The sequence below is a fragment of the Rossellomorea vietnamensis genome (assembly GCF_001305855.1).
GTDB lineage: Bacteria > Bacillota > Bacilli > Bacillales > Bacillaceae_B > Rossellomorea > Rossellomorea vietnamensis_A.
The window spans coordinates 14,850-39,055 of sequence record NZ_LIXZ01000016.1 but is presented as its reverse complement, the minus strand read 5'-3'; the positions used below and the strand labels follow the sequence as shown (position 1 = coordinate 39,055).

The window sequence follows — 24,206 nt, the reverse complement described above, 5'->3', positions numbered from 1 at the left end:
TGTTTTCAGCATGATTGCCGAATCATCAGTTCCGGCTGAAATCGATAAATTTGCTTCTCTTCGATAAAGTCCGGGTCTTTAATCTTATTGAGTAATAATTCGGCTGCCTGTTTTCCCATTTCGTATGTCGGCTGAGCGATCGTTGTCAGTTCCGGTGTGAACAAGCTGGCAAAGGATACATCGTCAATACCAATCAGAGCTAAATCTTTTGGTATAGTGAGCCCATGTGACTTTATGTACTTTAAAATCTCGATTAACGTTAAGTCATTTCCGGCAATTAATGCCTGGGGAGGTTCATCAGAAGTAAGCATTTCATGAAGCCCCTCCTGGATCCACTCAAGTTCTAAAGATTTAATATATTCTTCCCGTACAGGGCTCATACTCTCTTTCAATGCTTTCCTAAAGCCATTAATCCGTTCCACCCGTGGTGTTACATGTCTTTGTAAAGAAGTGGTCATGATGCCGATACGTTCATATCCTTTCTTCACAAAATGATCTACTGCCATTTTTACAGCGCTTTCATTATCAAGCATAATGGATGAGGTTTTCAGGTCCTCCACAATCCTGTCCACAAACACCAGGGGATATTTTTCTTTGACCATATTATTGTAAAGGTCAATATTCCCCCCAGTCGGAAAGATGATCAGACCGTCCACTTGTTTTGCCCTCAACATTTCGATATACTTTCTTTCCTTTTCAGGGTTATCGTCCGCATTACATACAATGATATGGAAGCCTTTTTCATTGCAGATGTCCTCCACGGCACGAATCGTTTGTGTTGAAAAAGTATGTAGAATATTTGCGACAATCACACCAATAGTAGAAGTCGACTTCTGCTTTAAACTTCTGGCCACAATATTTGGATGATACCCCAACTCTTCAATTGCCTTTTTAATACGTTCTTTTGTCTTTGGCGCCATGTAATCGTATCGCTTATTCAAATACTGTGAGACTGTACTTTTTGAAACCTCTGCATGCTGGGCCACGTCTGAAATTGTAATTTTTTTCATGAATTCTACTCCATATCCTTTTTACTAAATCGGTTTAGTAATAAAGGAAAAATTTTTGACTGTACCATAGTTCTTATTTTCTTGAAGTTAGTAAAACGGTTTACTAAATCGGTTTAGTTGTTGTTTTTTTCAATTATAAGAAAAATGAAAGCGTTTTACAATAGGTTTTTTGAATTTTATAAATTTTTTTGAATAAAGACAAAGAAATGCCTCCTCCTTCGCTATTAGGAAAAGCATTTCAATGTCTTTAAATTATTTTATAGTGAATGACCTTAAAACGGCCCCCAATTCATCATAACCCCAATCGTTAGAAAAATAGAACCAAGCACGATCCATATCAACAATAAAGGCATCATAAATCGAATCCACTTCGTCCAGGATATTCCGGCTATCGCCAGATTTGCCATGAGGATTCCAGAGGTTGGTGTGATGGTATTCGTGAATCCGTCACCCATTTTGTAAGCTTGAACCGCCACTTGGCGGGGAATTTCCATTAAGTCTGCAAGTGGTGTCATAATCGGCATAACAATTACGGCTTGGCCACTTCCTGAGGAAACGAGAATATTAAAGATTAAATTGGCTATGAACATGACCAACGCTCCTACCACGCTTGTGAAGGGGGTCATCATAGTAGCCATCCCTTCAACGACAGTATCAAGAATCCTCCCGTCTTCCAGGATGACAACGATGGAGCGGGCCATCCCGATAATAAGTGCCCCGTAAACTAATCCTTTCGCTCCCTCAAAGAATTCCGATACGAGTTTATTGGGACTCATTTTCGCCAGAAGGGCTGTACCTGCAGCAATAATCAGGAAGATGGCAGCCATTTCATTTAATGACCATTTATACTGAAACACACCGAAGACATAAATGCCAATTCCAACAACCAACCATGCCAGGACAAGCTTGTGCAGTCCCGTTATTTCCTGCTTCTCCGATACTTCATCCTGTTGATCAATTTTCGGGAATGGCTTCTTTCCTAAAACACTTTTGGAAGGATCATTCTTTATTCTCTTTGCGTACCAAGCCACATACGTCACCGTTGATATCAATATAGCAAGGTAAATGATAACTCGATAGCCGATACCGGAAAACAGTGGAAGCTGGGCAATTTGTTGAGCTGTTCCTGTAGTCAGGGGATCTAAGAAAGCAGTGTTGAAACCTGCATACGCTCCTAAATAGATTATGGATACTCCGACGATGGCATCAAGCTTCATGGAACGTGCAAGGATAATGCCAATAGGTATGAACGCAATGACCGCATTGACGATGATCCCTAGTGCTCCAAAGACAGAAAATAAAATACTGACACCGGCAATCAAAAGTAGTTCTTTATTCCTTGTCTTTTCAATGGTTTTAAAAATGAGTGCATCAATCGCTCCCGTTGATTCGATGACTGCGAACGCTCCTCCAATGATTAATACCAAGAAAATCAGCGGCGCAGAGCTGATCATTCCTTCTTGAATCGCCAAGAAAACATCCATCAATGTAGCCGGGGATGAGTCCACATTCTGATAACTATCCGGCACAACCATTGTAATGCCGTCCACTTCTTCTCTCGAGAACTCTCCAGCAGGAATTATGTAAGTCATGATAGCAATCAATACAAGGATCCCGAACAAGATAACATAAGCATCGGGGATTCCCCACTTCCGTTTCTTTTCTTTTGACGTGGCTGTTTGAATTTCCATCGCTTTCGGCCTCCTCTTTTTAATCTTCTGAATATTCTGTTGACTACCACCATAATAAATCATACAATTTAAATTAACAACAATAATTTAAAAACTTTATTTTACTGGAGATATGATGATGGCTTATTTAGAAAACACTCAGAAACACTACCACCAATTAACAAATGGACTCAAAAAGGTGGCAGAATCCTTACGAGCAAACCCTGTTCTGTTCGCCACTCACCCTGCGAAAAAAACAGCCGAAATCATTGATGTTAGTGAAACCATGGTCATCCGCTTTTGCAAAGCAATAGGCTATGCAGGGTATGGGGAATTACAAAAGGATGTACAACAAAGTCTTTTATCTTTAAAACCGCCTAAAAGGAATAACGAACACAACCAAGTGAATTCATTTGAACGGATCATGCAATTAGATGAGGAAAACATCCATCACGCCTCCCACAACATAGATTGGAAGGTTGCCGAGCAAATCGTTGATTGTCTCGTTCGATCGTCATCCACCAGCATAGTCGGCTATTACCACTCTTTTTCCTATGCCCACTGGTTCTATTTCCTGCTGCATCATTTACTTGATAACACCTCTCTTTACCGGCCGGAAACAGATATCGGATTCACGAATAAAGGGAGCGATCATACGGTAATCATTTTTTCTTATTACCGTTATGCCTTAGAGGGGATCAGACTTGCAAAGGAGGCGAAAGAAAAGGGAAACAAGATTATTATCATCACCGATTCCAAGCTCTCCCCCATTGCTGAATATGGTGATTATGTTCTTACTATTCATTCAGCTAAGAAATCTATACTTGAGAAGGGTCCCATCACGTTTTCAGTGTTGAACGCACTACTTTTACACATTGCTCAGAAGACAGGAAAAATGGACTTTGTCAATCCAGCCAACACCTATTATATAAAATGAGAGGAGAACGCACATGAAAGCACCATTTAAAGAGAAGATCCAGAATACTTTTGATTACCTGCATACCCATCCTGAAATAAGCTGGGAGGAAACGAACACCACCACCTATATCCAAAACACCCTTGAAAAAGCCGGCTGCCGTGTACAAACGTTCGAAGACTGTACCGGGGTAATTGGAGATTATGGAAACTTTAGTGGAGACGTTCCGATCATCGGCATCAGGGCAGATATCGATGCCCTATGGCAAAAGGTAGACGGCGAGCTGCAGGCCAATCATTCCTGCGGCCATGACGCCCATATGACCATGGTACTTGGGGTCCTGTGGAAAATTCAGGGGGAGGAAGATTTAAAAGACAATATCGGCATCCGCTTTATCTTTCAACCTGCTGAAGAAGTAGGGGCTGGCGCATTGAAAATGGTAGAAAAAGGAGCTGCCGATGAAATAGACTACTTATACGGGATTCACCTGCGTCCGATTCAGGAGACTTCGAATGGTTTCGCCACTCCTTCTATTCTCCACGGTGCAACAGGTTCATTGGCTTTTGAAATACGAGGAGATGATGCACATGGAGCCCGTCCTCACCTGACTCACAATGCCATTGAGATCGGGAATCACATCCTGAATGCTTTAAATACGATTCATTTAAACCCAAGCATTGCCCACTCAATCAAAGTGACGAAATTTCATGCTGGAGGAAAGAACCTGAACATTATTCCAGGCAGTGCCTCCATCGGTCTTGACCTGCGTTCCCAGACCAATGACCTCATGGAGGAACTGCATGAGAGAGTAACCGAGATCCTTCATACCACCAGTGAATTATATGGAGTGCCTATTGAAGTAACGAAGGATTACGGTATCGCTGCGGCAGAGGTAAGTGATGAAGCACAGGCTTATGCACACAAGGCTATCGTCAATGTTTTGGGTGAGGAGAAAGTAAACCCTCCTCTCGTGACACCCGGCGGGGATGACTTCCATTTTTACACCATTAAAAAACCTCATCTTAAAGCCACTATGGTAGGACTGGGCTGTGATTTAAAACCCGGTCTCCACCATCCCGATATGGAGTTTGAAAAGGATTCATTGTTTAATGGAATTGAGATCTTGACTGAAATTGTGAAACTTCATTCAAGGAAGGATGGATAAGAGTGAAACCTGTTTTTATTAAAGAAGTCATTCTTCATACAATTAACGTCTCTCTAAAATCTCCTTTTACAACAAGCTTTGGAACTCTTAAGACAAAGGAGGTCTGCCTTGTAGAAGTCATAGATGAATCCGGTATATCCGGATGGGGAGAAACCGTCACAAGCGATGAACCTTATTACAATGAAGAAACGACTGAAACGGCGAGGTATATCCTGAAAGACTTCCTTATTCCTAAGCTGATCAAGAAAGAAATCAGTCATCCGAAGGAAGTTCACCATATGCTTTCCTTCGTACGCCGGAATCACATCGCCAAATCAGCAATCGAAACAGCAATTTGGGATGCATTTAGTAAGAAAAATAATAAACCGCTATATGAACTATTAGGAGGAGAAAAAAAAGACATTGCTGTTGGGAAAAGTATTGGGATTCAGAATTCACCTGAAGAATTGGTTTCAAAAGTCGCTCAATATGTAAATGATGGCTTTCATAAAATTAAAGTTAAAATTGCCCCAGGTGCAGACATCGACTATATCAGGAAAGTTAGAGACGAATTCCCTAATATCAACCTAATGGCTGATGCCAACTCTGCCTATTCACTAAGCGACACGGAGCATTTAAGACAATTAGATCAATTTCATTTACTCATGATAGAACAGCCACTTGCTCACGATGACATCATTGACCACAGTATTCTTCAGAAAGAAATATCAACACCGATCTGTCTTGATGAAAGTATTCACTCGTATGACGACGCCAGAAAAGCAATTGAACTGGGCAGCTGTAAAATCATCAATATCAAAATCGGCCGTGTCGGTGGACTGCAGGAATCCATTAGAATTCATGACTTGTGCAAAGAACACGAGATACCTGTCTGGTGTGGCGGAATGCTTGAAACCGGGGTCGGGAGGTCTCATAACCTCCACATGACTACTCTTTCAAACTTTACGATCCCTGGCGACACTGCCCCCTCCTCCCACTATTGGGAAGAGGACATTATTACGGAAGATATCGTAATGGATGAAGGGTACATTCGCATTCCTAAAGGGGACGGTATTGGTTCAGCAGTCTGCAGAACCTCCCTGAAAGAGAAACTCATTCAAAGGGAATCTTTTACAAGTGCCTACTCTGCACATCCGATTCCAAGTTAGAAATTATACTGTATTCAAAACAATCAATAAGGGATGGTAATCACCGAAGGAAGAAAGGGTACGGTTCTTACTCTACTTTCCCAGTAAACCTCAGCGTACAATGGAGGTTTTTATTAGGAGTTTTCCCCCTGTAAAAGAAAAAAAGTAGAGTGGGAACCCCCCCACTCTACCAACACAATCACCTACAAAAAAACCTCTTCTCCTAATTCCCTAATCGCACTAATCGCCCCTATTTTTGTACAAACAGTTGCTCCAACCCGATTGGCGATTGAAATGACGTTCTTTAATTCTTCGAAATTCTCAAGGAGTGCTTTCGGATCCTGATATTGGTTGAGGTGGTGCAGGGTTGCCCCGACAAATGCATCTCCTGCCCCTGTTGAATCGACGGAATGGACAAGTATGCTTGGGACTGTAGACGATTCTTTCCCGTTTGAAACCAGGGTTCCATTCTTCCCCAGGGTGACGGCTACGGCGCTTGCTCCCAGTCTATGAAAGTAGTTGACTCCATCTGATAGATGGGAGCACCCCGAGATGATTTTACATTCTTCTTCGCTCACTTTGACAAAGTCAGCTTGACCGATGCAATGCTCTGCCATCTCAATGAAGTCCCGTTCTCTCCCTTTCCATAAGTCGCTTCGAAAGTTCGGATCGAAGGAGACGAACTTCCCTGCTTCTTTGACTGTTTGGATGAAGGCTTGGTATGCAGACTTGAAGGGATCATCCAGTAAGGCGGTTGCGGATCCGAAGTGAATGATGGAAGATTCTCTCCAGCTGCTTTCATGGAGCTCTTCCCTGTTCAGATGGGCGTCCGCTCCTCGATTAAACACGAAATCTCTTTCCCCACCTTCTTTTAATGATACAAATGCCAGAGTCGTAGGATGATGCTGATCCACGAGGATGGAGGAATGATCAATGGTAAGATCCCTCATGGTCTCTTTCAGAAAGTAGCCAAAGGGATCATTTCCTACCTTACTAAGGAATCTGGCCCGTCCCCCAAGTACAGTGATGGTAGCACACACATTGGCAGGCGCACCTCCTGCTTGCTTTGAAAAATGTTGGCCATGGGCCAAGTCAGTATCGATATCAGCACAAAAGAAATCGATGAGCAGTTCACCGACGCACAGGATCGATGATTTATTCATATGCACAAACTCCCTTCTCCCAGATAGAGGATAGCTCTGTAACCGAGAGCTCTTCAACTTGGGCCCCCCCTCCTATGGCAGTGAGTGAAAGGGTATGATTTATGCCTCTTGGAAAGATCAGGTTGGTTAAAGCTCCCCGTCCTCCCTCTGCGAATACCTCTAAGGAAGATGAGTCCAGGAATAATTGAAGGCTGAGCGTATCGTCCATTAATGCCACAGGACATTCGGAAATTGCCGGAAATGACTCCGAAAACCCGATTTCGCCTGACTGAGTGCGATCGACCGATAACAAGTGGGTGATTCGATTATATCGAATGTTGGTTTTCTCCTCTGATGAATGGTGGATAGCCAAGTTGAATTCCTTGGCGGCTTCCAACGTTACAACGAGGTTCACTTCCATTAATTCGTGATTCCCTTCCACTAAGTACGCTTCTTCCGTTAACTCTATTACTTTAGTGACCTTTGATTCTTTTCTGATTGAATGGATCTCGGATACTGGTTTTTGTAAAAGCTGCACGCCACCTGCAGTAGAAATCAAGGTCAGTTCCCTTGGAAGCGTCATGGCCCCTCTCCACGTTTCTGTCGGAACCTGGTTTGCGTACCTCCAGTTGTTCATCCAGCCAAGATAGATCCTTCTCCCGTTCTCTTCAGGGATATCGGACCAGCTTACTCCGGCATAATTGTCCCTTCCGTGATCAAGCCATAGGATCGCGTCCGCATCATGATGATTGAGGAAGGTCTTGCCGTCAAATTCCCCAACAAAGTACTGCGTCCTAGACCCTTCTTTGAAATCAGGATTGTCACCGATGCTCACCAGCATCACCCATTTCATATGATCTGGATTTCCGTCCACCATTAGTGGAAACAGATCCGGGCATTCCCATACTCCGAAATGGGCCCCTTCGTTCTGGCCAAATTCACTGGCAAACTCCCAGTCAATCAAGTTAGGTGACGTATAAATGGTAATCGTTTGACCCGTCGCAAGCACCATCACCCAACGTTCGGATTCCACATGCCAAAATACTTTAGGATCCCGATAATCGGTTATGTCTTCATCTGATAGGACAGGATTCCCCTCATATGTTTCCCATGTCCTGCCGTTATCGTGACTATACGCAAGGCTTTGTCTTTGCCTTGGACGATCTGATTCGGGATAAGTGTCAGCATTTGTATAAATGGCAACAAGCCCCCCATTCCCCTTTTCAAAGAACCCTGTTGTATTTTTCCAATCCACCACGCAGCTTCCAGAGAAAATAGCACCGTGCTCATCAGGATAAAGAGCGATCGGCAGCTCCTCCCAATGGAGCAAATCATGACTAACTGCATGCCCCCAGTGCATCGGCCCCCATGTGGTTCCATGTGGATGATATTGAAAGAAGAGATGATACTCCCCTTCAAAATAGACCATCCCATTCGGATCATTCAGCCACTTTTCCTTCGGGGTAAAATGAAATTGCGGACGATAGGTTTCTGAATAAAGGCTCATTTTTTCTTGATAATTATTCGTCATAAGAATTCTCCTCTGCATTAGAAAGGCTGCACGATTGCCTGAGCAAGGTACAGCCTGAATTTAATTATGATTGGTTTCGGTCATATCCATCCTGCTTAATTTTCAACCATTCCTGTAACCCGAGGCGATCGAGTTCTTTCAAGTAATCCGCCCATTCTTCATCGGCTTTCCCGTTGGTGATCCATTCCGCCTTTTTACGCTGCACGTAAGCAAGCAAGTCGGTCTCGATCTTCGAAAGCTTATCTAGTTCCTCAAGGGAGAAGAATACTTTAGGATAGATGTTTTCCGCCTTCATATCCGGTACCATGACATCCTTCATGAGCCCCAGTCTCCAGGCAGCATCTTCCGGTTTCGTCGTCACGGTTCCGTAGTATTCGTCCAAGATTGCCAGTGGTCCGCCGACGGATGTCTTTTCCCTGAGCTCAACAGGAGCCGTTCCTTCCAATGGAAGATGTTTTAATGAATGACTGGCATTATCCATTTCGAAGATGTTCTGCTGTTTGTCATCTCCGTAGGTTCCCCAGTTATTTTGAACCGATTGAAGCGGGTTATAGAATTGATCGATCCATTTCGCCGTTAATTCAAGGTTCTCATTCGCACTCGTGATGACCATCTTGTTCCGGTCAAACCCCATTCCGTTCGTTCTTGCCACATTCTTCGTTCCATCAGGTCCTTCAAGGGCCGGCATGAGGTCGTATTGATCGTTCATACCCGTTATGTTCGCTTTATCCCATGTGAAGTACATGCCGTAGCGTCCTTCTTTCCCTTTCGACAGGTAGGTGTTCCAATCCTGTTCAAAGGCTTCTACGTCAATCAAATCTTCTTTATATAATTCATTTAAATAATTGATGGCATCCTTATACCCTTCTTCGGCTGCTGTCAGCTTCACTTCGCCGTCATTTGTGACGACAGTGTGATCCCAGTTCTCCCCGAGTCCAAATGAACCAAACAAGAAGGATACATCTTCACCTCCATGGTTGATGATAAAGGACATCGGGATTTCATCTGCCTCTCCATTCCCGTTTGGATCTTGCGTCTTGAATGCTTTCAGGACTTCTTTAAGTTCATCGGTTGTTTTCGGCATTTCAAGACCCAATTTATTCAGCCATTCAACATTGATCCAAGGAAAGTCATCGACGGAGTGGATGCTTTCCTTCCCTGAACCAAGCTCTTCAATCCAAGGGAAGGAATAAATATGTCCATCCGGTGCCGTCATCATCGAGCGATATTCAGGCGCATCTTCCAACACCTTTTTCAGGTTAGGCATATGCTCATCAATCAGATCCTCCACAGGAACAATCGCGCCATCCTTCGCAAGCTTCAACAACTCATAATCACTATATCCTGCATTCATGATCGCGTCTGGAAGCTCGCCGCTAGCCACGGCCAGGTTCCGTTTTTCATTGAATGTTTCCCCCGCCGTATAATTGGTCCAATCGATCTTCACTCCCGTTTCTTCCTGGAGCCTTTTAAAAATCAGCTTTTCATTTGGATCGTCCGGAGCAAGTGGTGAGCTGGATGTCATCATCTTCAACGTCACCTGTTCCTCTAACGGAAACTTCACATTTTCCAGTTCATAATTCTCAGAAGAAGCACTTTCACTGTTGTTGCTGCATCCTGATGCAAGCAGTATGCCTGACATTAGAATTGCCGACATTGTCTTCGTTTTTTTCCCCATTGTTAAACCCCCATTGATAAAAATTAGATTATTTTAAAGACCCCACCATTACACCTTTTTCAAAGTATTTCTGGAAGAATGGATACATAATGATCAGCGGCAAGCTCGCTAATACGATGGATGAATACTTGATCATCTCTGAAATTCTTTGCATTTCCGCAGCAGCCTGCTGGTCAGCGATCATTCCAGGTTGCACCTCATTCTGGATAAGGATCGAGCGCAGGACAAGCTGTAGCGGGTATAAATCCCGGTCTTCAAGATAGATCATCGCATCAAAATACGAATTCCATTGAGCGATGAACGCATAGAGAGCAATCACAAAGATAATTGGCTTTGATAGCGGGAACACAATGTTCAAGAAAATCTTGAACTCCGATGCCCCGTCGATCCGTGCTGCTTCCTTCAACTCATTCGGAATCGATTTGAAATACGTTCTTGCCAGGATAATGAACCAGACGTTGATGGCATTGGGAAGGATGATTGCCCAAATCGTGTTCAGCATCCCTAAGTCCTTCACCACCATATACGTAGGGATCAATCCACCGTTGAAGAACATGGTGATGAGAAAGAACACCATGATGAACTTTTTCCCAACAAGCCCTTCAGCCGAAAGGGAATACCCTGCAAAGATACAGACACTCACGGTGATGAGGGTGAATCCCACAGAGTAGAGAATCGAGTTAATGAACCCCTTAACGATGGTTCCGTCTTCGAAGATTCGTTTATATCCTTCAAGAGTCCAGTCAGATCCGCTAATGGATAATCCCTTTTTCACCAGAACATTCGGCTCAAGAACCGAGGATAATAGAACGTATATCAAAGGAAACAAAACGATGATCACGATTCCCCCAAGCAGGATTTTGTTGATGAAAAGAATGAACTTATCACTCCTAGTGTATTGGTACACTTCGTTTCCTCCTTTCTATAAAAGACCTTCGCCTTCGTTTAATTTCTTGACCACCCGGTTAACGAATACCAACAAGATGACATTGATAACAGCATTGAACAACCCGACCGCCGTGGCGAATGAATAATCCCCTGCCTGCAGCCCCCGCTTGTATACATAAGTCGAAATAATTTCCGAGGATGGCAGATTCATAGACGTTTGTAATAAATAGGCTTTCTCAAATCCAATTGCCATGATGCCTCCAGCAGCCAAGATGAACAGCACAGCCATGACAGGCTTCAGCGTCGGAAGATCGATATGCCAGATGCGTTGCAACAGGGACGCCCCATCAACGGTTGCTGCATCGTGCAATTGGGGATCAACATTAGCGAGTGCTGCCACATAGATGATCGATGCCCACCCTGCACCTTGCCAAACCCCTGACCAAATATAGATACTTCTGAAAACATCGGGATCAGACATGAACGAAATCGGCTTATCTGTAAATACCGAAAGCATCGCATTAATTGGGCCTGTAGGTGATAAAAAGAGAAAAATCATCCCTGAGATGACGACGACCGAAATAAAATGTGGTGCATACAGGATGAGTTGCAAATTCTTTTTCACCCCTGCCTTTCTGAGCTGATTCAGCATGAGTGCAAGAATGATCGGAATCGGAAACCCGATCAGCAGCTCGAAAGAACTTAATTTCAGCGTATTGACCAGGATATCCATGAAATTCGGTGACGATAGAAAGTCCGAAAAGTGCTTCAATCCCACCCATTCACTGCCATTGATCCCCCTGATGGGACTGAAATCTTTAAATGCGATGGACGCCCCGTACATCGGGACATACTTGAAAATGATCGTAAGAATGATGGCCGGTGCAAGAAACAAATAGAGAATATAGTTCTTCCTCATATAATGGAGCTTGGTTTTGAGTTTTGAATCCTTTTTTGTTTCCGATATGACTGATGCATCCGCTTTGGCAAGTTCTTGCAATCTTTTGACCTCCTTAGTAATCAGGTTGTTTAGAACCTTTGATTCTCTCATTTCTGTTACTTTCACTTTACAAGAACCCTGATATGAAAACGTTTACTTTTTTCGGATGAAATAGTTTAATATTTTCGGAAGTTCACATCACAAAAAAACCTTTGACTGCCGTCAAAGGTTTCATTCCAAATCTTTCAGTTCTTCATTAATCTTTCTTACCGCTTCATCTGCTGACGTTTTGACATCCTTCCCCCCGATTCCCACATCTTCAAATAACGTTTTGACTGCTTCACTGACGACAGGATAGGCAGGGGTAATCGGTCTATTTCTGGAGTACTTTTGTGCCTGTTCCACGAAAATATTCTTAGGGTACTCATTTAATTCAGGAAAGGCATCGGCAACAGAATAACGGGCAGGAACATCACCGGTGATCTCCACGTACTTTTTTGCTCCTTCAAAGCTGGTGACGTATCGGACGAACTCCCATGCTTCGTCGGGATAGTCGGTTTTAGATGAAATGCCGAGGGACCATCCTCCGTTTGGAACGGCCTGCTCGCTCTCTTTCGGCAGGGCCGTAATCCCGAAATCCTCCCCAAGCCGAAAATCAGGATTCATCACACTGAGACTCTCCACCATCCAAGAACCAAGGACCGTCATGCCAAGCTTATCGCTCTCCAAAGCTTCCTCAGGGAGTTCGACCTTGGCCACCTGGTATTTCTGATATAGATCCTGGTAAAACTGGAGGGCTTTCAGGGAGGCAGGGGAGTTCAGATATCCACTGGCTGTACGATTGTCCGGATCCAATACATCTCCTCCAAATTGCCATAGGATGGGCATCTTGAAATAGGAAGGCGACTCTCCGTCCGGGAATCCCTGTGCCGGGTCGATCCCCGTGATATCAGGTGATAAAGCAGAAATCTTCTTAGCTGCCTCGAGGACCTCATCCCATGTCATCGGATCATGTGGATTTTTGGAAGGGAGGGGCACCCCTGCTTGTTCGAATAAATGAACATTATAGAATAGGGCGACACTCGATTCTGCAATCGGTGATAAGTAAATCTCATCCTTATATGTGATCCCCTTCAATGTGGGTGAGGCGAGGTCCTCAATATGACCTTCCTCTTTCATGTAATCGTCCAGGGACATCAGCCCGCCGGCACTTGCATAAAGGGCGAGAGTCGGCGTATCGATCGTCAATATATCAGGGGGGTCCCCGGCTGCCATCTCGGTTCTTAGCTTCAACTCATAATCCCCATATGGTACAGGGATCATCTCCACTTCAATCATGGGATGCTCATGATTAAAGTCTGCAACCAATTCTTCATACGCCTGATTTTCAAGTTTTGTTCCACCGTTTCTCCAGAATGTCAGGTGGACCTTCGCTTGTTCATCGAGTTTTCCACCTTCCTTCTCCCTGCTGCTTTCCTGGAAAGACGTGAAATAGAAGAGGCTATAGATTCCGGCTGTTAACATCAGGACCGCCGCCAATACATAGATAACAGCTAATTTATACTTCATCGGTTTTCCCCCTTATCCATAGTCATGGACCTACGGTAATCAATTGGCTTTAGCCCGAAGCGTTTCTTGAACACCGTACTGAAATAACCTGAATTGGAGTAACCGACAAGATGGGCAATCTCGATGATCTTTAACTGTTCATCCATCAACAGGGAACGGGCTTTGTCCATTCGAAGATTCACGAGATAATCGGTGAAATTCTGTCCCACCTGCTCTTTGAACATCTCCGATAAATAGGCAGAGTTGATATGGAATTGATCAGCAAGGGAGGTTAGTGAAATTTCATCGGCGTAATGCCTGTCCATGTACTTCCTTACATTTTCCACGATGGCCGTTCCATTAGAAGAACGGCGGGTTTCACTCACCTTTACCGCAATCATTCCCGCCAACTCCAGGAGTTCTGCTTTAGCACGGTCCCTGGACGTCAGCTCCCATATACCCAATTGACAGTTCCACATCTTCTTCTTCATGTCATCGGTGTAAAGATCATATTTTCTTGCTATGGATTCAAGCATAAAGAGCACCCGGCTTGAGGCAAAGGAATACGACATCACCGAATGCAGGTCACATTCATCAAGCGTAGTCAGAAGGTGTTTCTTGAAAGTCTCGAAGTCCCCCTGCTCTATACTGTTTGACAACTTCCATTCGGTATCCTCATTGAATTCCACTGTCTGTGTAATCGCAGAACCATCAATGAGCTGGGACGCGGTATCGGCTGAACTTTGGCTCCAGGAGAGAAGGGCTGAGATGTACCCGTTCTTTAATTGTGATAAACCCCTGACCGCTTTCCCAAGACCAATCACCGTTTCAAGATTCAGATAGGTATTGACACTCTCTTGTAGTTTCTGAACAAAGTGAGGGACTTGATTTTCCCCTGAGTGATGGTGACTAAGAAAGTGAATCAGATTCGGATAGCTCGTGTCGTAAAAGGACAGAATTCCTTCATGCTCATAGGATAATTCCCTGCAAAGCATTTTGAATGGAAGAAACAACTCCCTTACCTGCTCACGATCCCTGCTGCGTATTTCCACCGTGATGAACTGTACGTCTACGTCCTCGCCCAGCACATCCAGGTTTAGCTGACTGAGTCTCTCAGCGCTAATATTCATCCCCGCCCATTCATCTTTCACTAAATGAAGCAGGTACTGCTCCCTCATTTCCTCAGCATGGAATTGGTTCATTCTTTCCGATTCCATCTTTCTCTGCTTCTCCGCTTCGATCTCACTCTTGCTTTTTCTAAGGGCAGACGTCAGTTCTTCGGGATCGACTGGCTTAAGTAGATAATCCTTCACTCCTTCAACCAAAGAGGAACGTACATACTCGAAATCCGAGTATCCCGACAGGACGATCACCTTGATATCCGGATACTCAGCCGATAACGCTTTCACCAGCTGCATCCCATCCATGACCGGCATTCTGACATCCGTCAGGACAAGGTCAGGCATCTCTTCCTTGATCACCTGCAATGCTTCTTTGCCATTTGATGCTTCACCGACAATAACAAAGCCTTCTTCTTCCCAGTCCACTTTCCAATTCAATCCTTTTCGAATTTGAATTTCATCATCGACCAGAATCACCTTAAGCATGAGGATCCTCCTCTCCACTTTTTATGCATAAGCTAATGATCGTACCTTGATTCTCTTTGGAGGTAATGGAATAGGTAAAATTCTCTCCGTAATACAGCTTCAAACGGCCCAGGACATTCTTAAGCCCGATGCTCCGCCCCGTACTTTCCAGTACATGCAACGATTCGTGACGCCCCACCAGGTCACGATTCAATTCTTCTATGACAGATTCAGGGATCCCGACTCCATTGTCTTCCATTACGATCTCGACCCAGTCACCCACCTTCTTCGTCGAAATGCGAAGTACAGCCTCCGTCTTCTCTATGAAGCTATATTTCACAGAGTTCTCTACCAGTGGCTGGATAACAAACTTAATGATTGGAAGCGTGGCGGCTTCAGGGTCTTCCTCAATGGTAACCGAGAGGGCAGATTCATAGCGCAGCTTCATAATCTCCATAAACCTCCGTATATAGTTCATCTCTTCCCCGAGAGTCACAATGTCTGATTCCGTATTGAGGGAATATCTCATGATCCGGCCTAAATGAACCGTGACATCAATCACCTCTTTGTTCTTTCCTTGAGCTGCGAGCCCCCCGATGGTCTCCAGGGTATTATTGAGGAAATGCGGATTGATTTGAAGGAGAAGTGCTTTATATTCCGCATCACGCCTGCGTATATTGGCTTCATATTCGGTTTCAATAAGGGTGTCAAGACGGTTGGTCGTTTGATCGAACACAGCCACCACATAGCCAATCTCATCATTGGCTGTTTGAATGGAAGGAATTAATTGTTTAGCCTTCTTAAACTCTCCCCTTTCAACCAGCTTCATGGCGCCGGTCAATTTTCCTAATGGCTTGACGATCGTCGATGAAAGAAGATAAGAAGCCATGATCGTCAATAAAAATATCCACCCACTCGTCAATAGGAGGTTCCTTCGAAGCTCATTTATCTGAGAGAACAATTCGGACTTGGTTATTTCACTGACCAGGACCCATTCCCCTACCTTTGCCTTCTGATAGAAAATCATATATTCTTCCTTCTTGAAAGGGACCTCAATCAACCCTGAACTTTTAGTCCCCGTCTTAATAGTCTTTAAGCTTTGTTTTACTACCTTCTCCGGTGTATCGATACTGCCTGTCAGCACATTTCGGCCCCGGTTGTCCAGCAGGTAGACTCTTCCATTCTCCCCTAGCTTGATCTTGCTTAATGCTTTCTCGAGAAGGGATGATGGAAAGTTCACCTTGATCACCCCGGATAAATCAAGCGTATTAATATCAAAGAGAGGAAGAAGATAACTATTTACCTCATCCGCCATCAGATCATTATGAGACCTCAGCCACCGTTGATCGTCTTTATAGAAATCATCGAACCAACTCGTCTTCTCCAGGGGTGGGAGATTACCGGCGGTCCCAGTCCCATCATTGAGGTAAACCGATACGGACATCGACTTGGAATTGTTGATCATCATCGAAGATAACTCCGCCTTCAACTGATTCTTCATCAGAAGACGTTCGGCATCTGTTGCCTCCCTTTCATCCTCCTCGGACTTGATCCATTCCTGAGTCGTAGGATTCACCAGTACCTGTTTCCCTAAATCCTCTGCCTGTGACGTGATTGAGTCAATATACAATGAGTACTGCTCCATCATTTCAATCGTCGAACTTGTCGTGCGTTCCTCCATGATGGACGTAAACCAGTTGGGAATCAGAATCGACAGAACGAGAAAAGGAAAGGTCAGCAGCAAGGTGAAAATCATAAATAGTCGGTTGCGAAGTGAGAAAAACATATGGCCTCCATGGTTGATGCAAAATAGGAATCTATTGTGTGAATAGTGAAACTACTATTCTTATAAATTTACCATAGAACGCGAGGGGGAAAAAGACAAAGAAGCAGGGGGACGGTTCTCGTGCTTCCTTTTTTGAACAAGGTAAAGCAGTATAATCCCCCGTCTATCATACTTCAAGTACTTTCCCCCTCTGCATGCCAGTTTCCACAATAACACGGTAGTAACACCGATACATTTCCACTATAATAGTAGGCAGGAGGTGAGAAAAATGGACAAGCAAATCATAAACATGTTATCCGATATTCAACAGAACATTAAAGAGTTAGACAGTAACGTTAAGGATTTAGACAGTAACATGAAGGAGTTCGACCATAAACTGAAGGAATTCGGAAATGATTTGAAAGAGGTAAAGGAAACAGTCAATAGAATTGAAACATCACAAACAGAAGATGTCATTTCTTTGTTAAAAGTAGGCAACCAACGTTCTGAAACAGATTTTCAATATCTGAACACTAGAATCACTGATATTGATAAACGGGTTTTCACCCTGGAGAATCGACCTGAAAGGTAATCGTCATTTCTCTATAAACGTTATGACGGTTATCTTATACCTACTCTTCGTTCCCCCTCACCATGATCCACACGCCATTTCTTCGATTTTTCTTTTGTTAGACCATTCCATCACAAATCAAAAAAGGGTGTCTGGACCTACTTGGGTCAGGCATCCTTTTTCAGACTCATTCAACCATCATTCATTCTAGTAAACTCGTATTACCACATTCAGGTGAATCGCAACAAACTCCCAATCTATCAATATAAAAAAATAACCCCCTCTCACTATGTAAGAAAGGATTATTCATTACCTAAAATAAAAGCTCTCAACTGTGAATACAGCCAAGAATGCCTCGGGAAAATCCCCGATGGTCCAACCCGTCACACCTTTATCTTCCGCCCCTTCCACTTCACCGAATGAAAAACATTCACCCGAACAAAAGAATAAAGGAAAATCACAGCAAAGAACAAAAAGAACACAGGATAAAAAGGGAAATACCCCCACCTGAAATCCCCGACCCTGCGGGCAAACCAGGCCGTTTGAACCGCATAGAGGATATACAATGCCCCACTGACGATCATAGCGGCGGCTCTTCCCTCGATAATCGATGAAATCAATGAAGACGCGGTGGTTAAACTGCCGGTAATCCAGAGGATGACCATCAACATGACGACGGGATGAGTCGACTTGGAACCAACGGCAAAACTTTTGCACCAGCCTTCGATCAGGCTTCCGAAGCCCTCCGGATACATGCGGAACGAAATGATCCCTCTGCCGCCAAGACAGCGAACGGGAAGGTTCTGGTCAAGAAAGGCCTCTCCCAGTGCCAGATCATCCATGATGGCCCCCTCGATTTTTTCATGTCCTCCGGATAAGAAGTAATCGTCTCGATTACATAGAATACATGGACCGAACGAGCCCGCCGCTTTGAACCGTGATCCCCAGGCGGTGAACAGATTCATGCCCACCACGACGATGATGTTAAAGACAATGGAGAGATGTTCATACACTCGCTCCACTGTGTGATAGGGCTGCAGTGCGAGGATACCCCTGGCTCCTTTTCCCTCGTAGTAATGGAGAAGATTACGTAATCCATCCACACTGGTGAATCTTGTATCGGCATCCAGGAAGAGTAGCCAGCTTCCCTTTGCCTCCTTGGCACCGCGCCAGCAGGCAGATGATTTTCCCGACCCATTATTCTCGAGGACCGTTGCACCGTAGCTTTCTGCGACAGCCACGGTACGATCCGTTGAGTCGTCATCGACCAACAGAATTTCAAATGATTTGAATCGCTGCTCCTCTAAGGACTGTAATAGCGGGGTGATCCTGCCTTCTTCATTCCTGGCAGGGATAATGATGGACACAAACGGCAACCCCGCTGTAGTTTTGGAGGTGAATCTTGGGACCGGCAAGGACCAAAACACGATGATGCCAACGATAACCCCCAGGGCACCCAGGATGAGATTGATCACTTCTGAAGCTGTCATGTAACCTGCCTCCTTCCTCTTCGGGTGACGTCCTTAATGTGACAATCCCCGTTCAGCCTTTAGGTTAGTTGAATAATCGTACAAGTTGCCTGTGTCATCCTGGATCAGTTCCTGTGCGGTGATCCTGGCTGATAACAGCACGATCGGGACCCCGGCACCGGGATGCGTACTGCTTCCGGTGAAATACAGATTCTCACAGTGGCTCGCCTTGCTCTGGGGACGTTTGTGGTTGCTTTGATCCAGTGTTGGCTGCAAGCCGAATGTGGCCCCGCGATAGGCATTGAATTTCGACTCGAAATCCAGTGGTGTCGTATATGTTTCGGTGACGATCTCATCCTCGACATTTTCAAAGCCGCGGATCTTCTTTAATTCCTTCAAAATGTAGTTTCGATAATAAGAAATGGTTTCCTCGTCCCACTTATAGTCGGCTGTTTCGATATTGGAAACAGGCATCAGAATGTACAGACCGTCCTTCCCCTCGGGTGCCAGGGATGGATCCTTCTTTGACGCGATGTACACATAAAAGGAGGCATTCGTTAATTTCTTCCCGTCAAAAATATCCTCCAGGTTCTGATTGAGCTTTTCGTTAAAAATAAATGTATGTACATGATCGACCTCTTCATATTTCCGGTTCATCCCGAGATACATCAGAAAACAGGAACAAGAGTAGTTCATGCTGTCGATCTTTTTATCCGTAAATCTGCCCTTAGCAGCCTTGTCCTTCACCAAGTGTTTCATGGCATAAGGAAAGTCTGCATTACAGACCACGTAATCGGCAGGAATTCTCTTGCCGTCTACGATAATCCCGTCCGCCTTACGGTTCTGAATGGAAATTTCCTCTACAGCCTTATTGTAGTGAATCGTTCCTCCCAGTTCCTTGAAGAGCTTCTCCATGGCTAAGGCCATCGTATACATACCGCCTTTGATGAACCAGACGCCGTATAAAAATTGAATCATCGGGATCATCGTATAGAAAGAGGGACTTTTAAGCGGAGAAATGCCTATGTACAATGTTTGAAAACTGATTAACTGCTTCAGTCTTTCATTCTTAATGAATTTCCCCATAAAAGAGTCGGCTGTGTCGTATGGTTTCAGTTTCAACACTTCTTTCAGCAGGCCGAAATTATAAAAGTCGGATCGCTTCCGGAATGGTCGTTGAAGAATATGTTGTTTCGCGATGACAAAACGTTTGTAAATTTCATGCAGATAGAGGAAGAACCCTTCCGTATCCGCTTCGCTGAGGGATTCAATCGTCTTGGTCATTTGGATAAGATCTGTCGAGATATCAAACGGCTTGTCGGGAATATCACTGAAATAAGCACGGTAAATCGGATCCAATTTTTCCATCGGAATATACTCATCCGGATCACGGCCGCATAATTCGAACAGTTCCCGGTACAGCTCGGGCATCATGACGATACTCGGTCCCAAATCAAACGTGTAGCCGTCCTGTTCAATTCGGTTCATTTTGCCCCCGGGGGTGGGTCCTTTTTCAAATAACTCCACCTGATACCCCGCGTGCTGAAGTCTGATGGCACTGGCAAGCCCCGCGACCCCTGCCCCGACGACAATAATCTTCTTACTCATGTGCGTTCCCTCATTTCCTTGCAATAGTCTGCTTCATGTCCTGCCAAGTCCTGACGTAATGGCCGATATTCGCCCGCGATTGTAACGTTGAACAACGATAATCGGAAGGTTGAAGACAAGGGCATACACGATCATCACCCATCCTGCCCATGCTGGATTCCATATGAAGAACAACGGAGCAGGGAGAATGGAGAGCAAGTGGGTGAGTTCCGCGCGCTTCGTTTCCGCCGCAAATACCATTAAGTCCCTCGACTTCGTCCCATGCAACCCTTTTTTACTGTATCCCTTTTTGAGAAAAATCGTGCCATCCAGGATCAATCCCTTCCACGCCTTCACCCGGAATAAACGCTGCCACAACTTCCCCGATTGTTCAAAAGGAAATGTCTGAAACCAGAAATGGTCTTTCATAAACCATGTCAAAGGCAGCCTCAAGCAAACGGCCGAAATGAAGAGATGAAAGAACGTCCAGGCAAGCACATCAATGAGTATGATCCAGTGGACCGGCAGTGATACGATCATGATAAAACCCCTTTTTTAAAAGGTACAATGGTGTTGCTGATAGAATGGTAGTGATACGCAAAGCGAGACACCCAGCCTTCCCGGTCATGCCACCGGAAAGGCTCGATCATCTTCAGGCAGGGGATGAATCCCTCTCCACAATTTGCTCGCCTACAAGCTGGCCGCTTAAGGTCACCATCGGCATTCCGCCGCCGGGGTTCACTGTCCCTCCGACAAAGTAGAGGTTGTCATAGCGCTCACTCTGCTTCGGATGCTTGAATCCTTTATTCTTCTTCTTATCTGACACCGTCCCATAAATCGCCCCGCGGTCGGAGCCATACGTGCGCCTGATATCTTCCGGTGTCCACATATCACGAGTGACAATGTTGTCACGCAAGCCATCGAGACCCATCTTCTCCAATTTGATCAGGACCCGCTCAGCGAATTGTTCATAGTCGGCTTGAGTATACGGATTTTCATCCCGGATAAACGGAATATGGGGCAGTACTTTGATATTTTCATGTCCTTCAGGGGCCTGGGTCGGATCGGTCTTATTGACGTTCACGAGATAAATGACCGGATCCTCAGGCAGTTCACGACGATGGAAAATCGATTGCATCTGCTCTTTCATATTTTCTGCAAAAAAGAAATTATGATGGCGTAGCTGCGGATAGCTCTTCTTCACGCCAAGATGCATGACGAGACCGGAACTCGCCGGTTCGAATTTCTTTTTTAATTTCTTTATATAATGGCTGTCTTCTTCCAGCAATCGCTCGTAAACCGGTATGACTTCCATATTGGAAACAAAGTAATCTGCCGTGAGGCGTGTCCCGTCTTCCAACACGGCTCCAGTGATTTCGCCATCCTTCTTTTCAAGTTTGACGATCGGCTTTCCAAGGTGGAAGGTAACCCCTACTTCTTCAGCAAGCTTCACGAGACCGTCGGCGAGCTTGTGCAAACCGCCGGGCACATACCATACACCCTGTTCATGCTGCATGTAGATCATCATATTCATCACGGCCGGCGCATCGTAAGGGGACGAACCGACGTACTTGATAAAGTAGGAGAGCATATCGCGGAACTGCTCATTGCTGATCCGCTTATCGAGGGATCTATGTACCGTCGATAACAGGTCAAAGTTCTTCAAGGCCGAGAACAGCCCCGTATGCTTCATCATCCCTCTCGTCGAATCAACGCCATTGAATAACGTTTTATCCGTCATATCATAGAGGGTTTTCGAATAATCCAGCAACTTCTGATATTCACGAATGTCCTTTTCACTGAGAGTAGCATTCTTCTCTCGCATGTCGTTCACATCTTCATATAAGTCTATGACATTTCCATCAGGGAAAAAGGATCGCCATTGATGATCCAGCTTCTCAATCGGGACATAATCCTTCATGGACTTGCCGCTGGCCGCAAACAATTTCTCGAAAATCTGCGGCATCGTTAAAATGGACGGGCCAAGATCAAAACCAAAGCCATCTTGATCCAGCCGGTTCAACTTTCCTCCAATGTGATTGTTTTTTTCATATAAGGATACATCGTACCCCGCCTGTGCAAGTGAAATGGCAGCCGACACCCCGCCGAGCCCGCCTCCAATGATAAGTACCGTTTTATTTTTCAATGGTTACCGTTCCTCCTGTTCCGAAATCATGTTCGAGAATGTATGTTTTTCCAAAACACTTTCAACATCCGCCTGTCCTTCTCTGGGTCTTTGAACTATGGTCGGGCCAGACTTTTTCCATGAATCAAGTCTGTACCCTTTGCCCTTATCTTATACCCTCGTGCCCTCTAAAGGGAAACGTTGGATGTGCTGATCAAGGTTCAATAGAGAGGGGATTCGGCCACAGCCTTGATTTTCCCTGCGATCATTTGCCAGGCCTCCTCTGCTCTTTCTTTTGGTCCGAGATGGGTAAACGCATGGGAACAGCCCCTGAATAACTCTTCTTGCACATTCACCCCTGCTGCTTTTAATTTCTCCGCGTAACATTCGGCTTCCAGCCTGAATGCATCGGACTCAGCTATGAGAATCAGGGCTGAAGCTAAGCGACCGCTAACATCCGCACGGACAGGGGAAGCGAGAAGATGCCCCGCTTGACCCTTCCCCGGGACGTAACACCGATGGATAAAATGGGCTACTTTCGGAAAGCGGGAACGCCACCAGCCTGGTTCCGGCTTCTCAGCATGAGGGGTGACAAAATCAAGCATTGGGCACGACAGCACTTGAAGCAAAGGCTGACGCTCCCCTTTCTCTTCAAGATAAAGACAAAGGGCTGCGGCGATATTGCCACCTGAGCTTTGACCGCCAACCATGACCTTCTCTGCTTCAATGCCCAACTCCTCCGCTCTTCCCTTCACCCATTGAAAGATATCATAGCCCTGTTCAATAGCTTTCGGAAAAGGATACTCGGGTGCTTTGCCGTATTCGACATTCAACACAATACACTCGGCCTGATTCGCAAGATAGCGGCAATAAGGATCATCCAGCTCCTTATCATTCATAATGAACGCGCCGCCATGGAAGTTGATATAAAGAGGGAGTTTTTTCTGTTTTGTTGCCAAAGGATAATAGAAGGAAATGGAAGTGGGCCCGACTGATGTTTCAACCAACACATCTTTCTTTATTTTCACTTTCTGCTGAGGGATCATAGGTGTGGTTTTGGATTGATTAGAATAGAGGCGCAGTAATTTTGCGATAATTGTGGGGAACATACATATAACCTCTCTTTATGAATAGAGTATCTAGCATTCTACGAAACGGAGCTTGTCCGTCTTTCTTCTGTCTATTACACTCTTTTCACTATTCCCTATTTGTTCCCCGGAAAAACTAGGAAGGTTATACATTTTAAGTAAGTTTGTTGAGATTCGGATATGAATAGATAAGGTCCGCCAGGCTTTCTATTATCTAGTATTCCACAAAAAGTGACATAACCCTTTTTTGTGTAAGCACTGGAAGCATGGGGACGGTTCTCGTGCTTCCTTTTGAACAAAATTTCCCCTCACAAAAAAGCCCCATTCCCAAACATGGAGTAAAGCTCATCTCTACCTTATCCGTAAAATACATTTTTCTAAATGGGTGAAAACATTAAAA

Annotated in this window: 19 protein-coding genes; 4 read left to right on the top strand and 15 right to left on the bottom strand. The window is 44.9% G+C overall.

Going from position 1 to position 24,206, the window contains the following annotated elements:
- Nucleotides 1–5: 5 nt before the first annotated feature.
- Both AM506_RS17140 and AM506_RS17135 read right to left on the bottom strand, forming a co-directional pair.
- Nucleotides 6–1,010 carry a LacI family DNA-binding transcriptional regulator gene (locus tag AM506_RS17140; RefSeq protein ID WP_060673704.1) on the bottom strand — a complete coding sequence of 335 codons (1,005 nt, stop codon included), beginning with the start codon at nt 1,008–1,010 and terminating at the stop codon, nt 6–8.
- A 272-nt stretch (nt 1,011–1,282) separates the two neighbouring features.
- Complete coding sequence (locus tag AM506_RS17135; RefSeq protein ID WP_060673703.1) at nt 1,283–2,701, bottom strand: YfcC family protein; 1,419 nt, start codon at nt 2,699–2,701, stop codon at nt 1,283–1,285.
- A 118-nt stretch (nt 2,702–2,819) separates the two neighbouring features.
- Here AM506_RS17135 and AM506_RS17130 point away from each other — a divergent pair, with 118 nt between their 5' ends.
- The 3 genes from AM506_RS17130 to menC are packed head-to-tail and all read left to right on the top strand — an operon-like array spanning nt 2,820 to nt 5,909.
- Entirely contained in the window at nt 2,820–3,617 is a 798-nt protein-coding gene (locus AM506_RS17130) for a MurR/RpiR family transcriptional regulator (protein ID WP_060673702.1), read from the top strand.
- A 13-nt stretch (nt 3,618–3,630) separates the two neighbouring features.
- The gene (locus tag AM506_RS17125; RefSeq protein ID WP_060673701.1) at nt 3,631–4,761 is read left to right on the top strand and encodes a M20 peptidase aminoacylase family protein; all 1,131 of its coding nucleotides are present in this window, start codon (nt 3,631–3,633) and stop codon (nt 4,759–4,761) included.
- A 2-nt stretch (nt 4,762–4,763) separates the two neighbouring features.
- Nucleotides 4,764–5,909: an o-succinylbenzoate synthase gene (gene menC / locus AM506_RS17120; protein WP_060673700.1), complete on the top strand. Its 1,146-nt coding sequence runs from the start codon at nt 4,764–4,766 to the stop codon at nt 5,907–5,909.
- A 182-nt stretch (nt 5,910–6,091) separates the two neighbouring features.
- On the opposite strand, the gene AM506_RS17115 is transcribed toward menC, so the two are convergent.
- The 8 genes from AM506_RS17115 to AM506_RS17080 all read right to left on the bottom strand — a co-directional run bounded on the left by AM506_RS17115 (nt 6,092) and on the right by AM506_RS17080 (nt 16,987).
- Nucleotides 6,092–7,051 (bottom strand): carbohydrate kinase family protein, encoded by a 960-nt coding sequence (locus AM506_RS17115; protein WP_060673699.1) that lies wholly within the window; start codon nt 7,049–7,051, stop codon nt 6,092–6,094.
- On the bottom strand, nt 7,044–8,561 hold the full coding sequence (locus AM506_RS17110) for a glycoside hydrolase family 32 protein (protein WP_060673698.1): 1,518 nt from the start codon (nt 8,559–8,561) through the stop codon (nt 7,044–7,046). The genes AM506_RS17115 and AM506_RS17110 overlap by 8 nt, the downstream gene beginning before the upstream one ends.
- 64 nt (nt 8,562–8,625) lie before the next feature.
- Nucleotides 8,626–10,239, bottom strand: coding sequence for an ABC transporter substrate-binding protein (locus tag AM506_RS17105; RefSeq protein ID WP_060673697.1), 1,614 nt, complete (start codon nt 10,237–10,239; stop codon nt 8,626–8,628).
- Between the two features lie 28 nt (nt 10,240–10,267).
- Complete coding sequence (locus tag AM506_RS17100) at nt 10,268–11,146, bottom strand: carbohydrate ABC transporter permease (protein ID WP_060673696.1); 879 nt, start codon at nt 11,144–11,146, stop codon at nt 10,268–10,270.
- A 15-nt stretch (nt 11,147–11,161) separates the two neighbouring features.
- Nucleotides 11,162–12,127: an ABC transporter permease gene (locus AM506_RS17095; protein WP_060673695.1), complete on the bottom strand. Its 966-nt coding sequence runs from the start codon at nt 12,125–12,127 to the stop codon at nt 11,162–11,164.
- A gap of 171 nt (nt 12,128–12,298) precedes the next feature.
- On the bottom strand, nt 12,299–13,636 hold the full coding sequence (locus AM506_RS17090; protein ID WP_060673694.1) for an ABC transporter substrate-binding protein: 1,338 nt from the start codon (nt 13,634–13,636) through the stop codon (nt 12,299–12,301).
- Nucleotides 13,633–15,222, bottom strand: a complete 1,590-nt coding sequence (locus AM506_RS17085) for a response regulator transcription factor (RefSeq protein ID WP_060673693.1) — start codon at nt 15,220–15,222, stop codon at nt 13,633–13,635. Before AM506_RS17085 ends, AM506_RS17090 begins: the two co-directional genes overlap by 4 nt.
- On the bottom strand, nt 15,215–16,987 hold the full coding sequence (locus AM506_RS17080) for a sensor histidine kinase (protein WP_060673692.1): 1,773 nt from the start codon (nt 16,985–16,987) through the stop codon (nt 15,215–15,217). The genes AM506_RS17085 and AM506_RS17080 overlap by 8 nt, the downstream gene beginning before the upstream one ends.
- Nucleotides 16,988–17,255: 268 nt before the next feature.
- Here AM506_RS17080 and AM506_RS17075 point away from each other — a divergent pair, with 268 nt between their 5' ends.
- Nucleotides 17,256–17,558, top strand: coding sequence for a hypothetical protein (locus tag AM506_RS17075; RefSeq protein WP_060673691.1), 303 nt, complete (start codon nt 17,256–17,258; stop codon nt 17,556–17,558).
- Between the two features lie 362 nt (nt 17,559–17,920).
- Here the strand turns inward: AM506_RS17075 and AM506_RS17070 are convergent, their stop codons facing one another.
- The 5 genes from AM506_RS17070 to AM506_RS17050 all read right to left on the bottom strand — a co-directional run bounded on the left by AM506_RS17070 (nt 17,921) and on the right by AM506_RS17050 (nt 23,827).
- Nucleotides 17,921–19,027 carry a glycosyltransferase gene (locus AM506_RS17070; protein WP_060673690.1) on the bottom strand — a complete coding sequence of 369 codons (1,107 nt, stop codon included), beginning with the start codon at nt 19,025–19,027 and terminating at the stop codon, nt 17,921–17,923.
- Between the two features lie 33 nt (nt 19,028–19,060).
- Entirely contained in the window at nt 19,061–20,614 is a 1,554-nt protein-coding gene (locus AM506_RS17065; RefSeq protein ID WP_060673689.1) for a phytoene desaturase family protein, read from the bottom strand.
- Nucleotides 20,615–20,647: 33 nt separating this feature from the next.
- Nucleotides 20,648–21,133, bottom strand: coding sequence for a hypothetical protein (locus AM506_RS17060; protein ID WP_060673688.1), 486 nt, complete (start codon nt 21,131–21,133; stop codon nt 20,648–20,650).
- A 112-nt stretch (nt 21,134–21,245) separates the two neighbouring features.
- Nucleotides 21,246–22,739 (bottom strand): phytoene desaturase family protein, encoded by a 1,494-nt coding sequence (locus AM506_RS17055; protein WP_060673687.1) that lies wholly within the window; start codon nt 22,737–22,739, stop codon nt 21,246–21,248.
- A gap of 200 nt (nt 22,740–22,939) precedes the next feature.
- Nucleotides 22,940–23,827, bottom strand: coding sequence for an alpha/beta hydrolase (locus tag AM506_RS17050; RefSeq protein WP_060673686.1), 888 nt, complete (start codon nt 23,825–23,827; stop codon nt 22,940–22,942).
- Nucleotides 23,828–24,206: the final 379 nt, after the last annotated feature.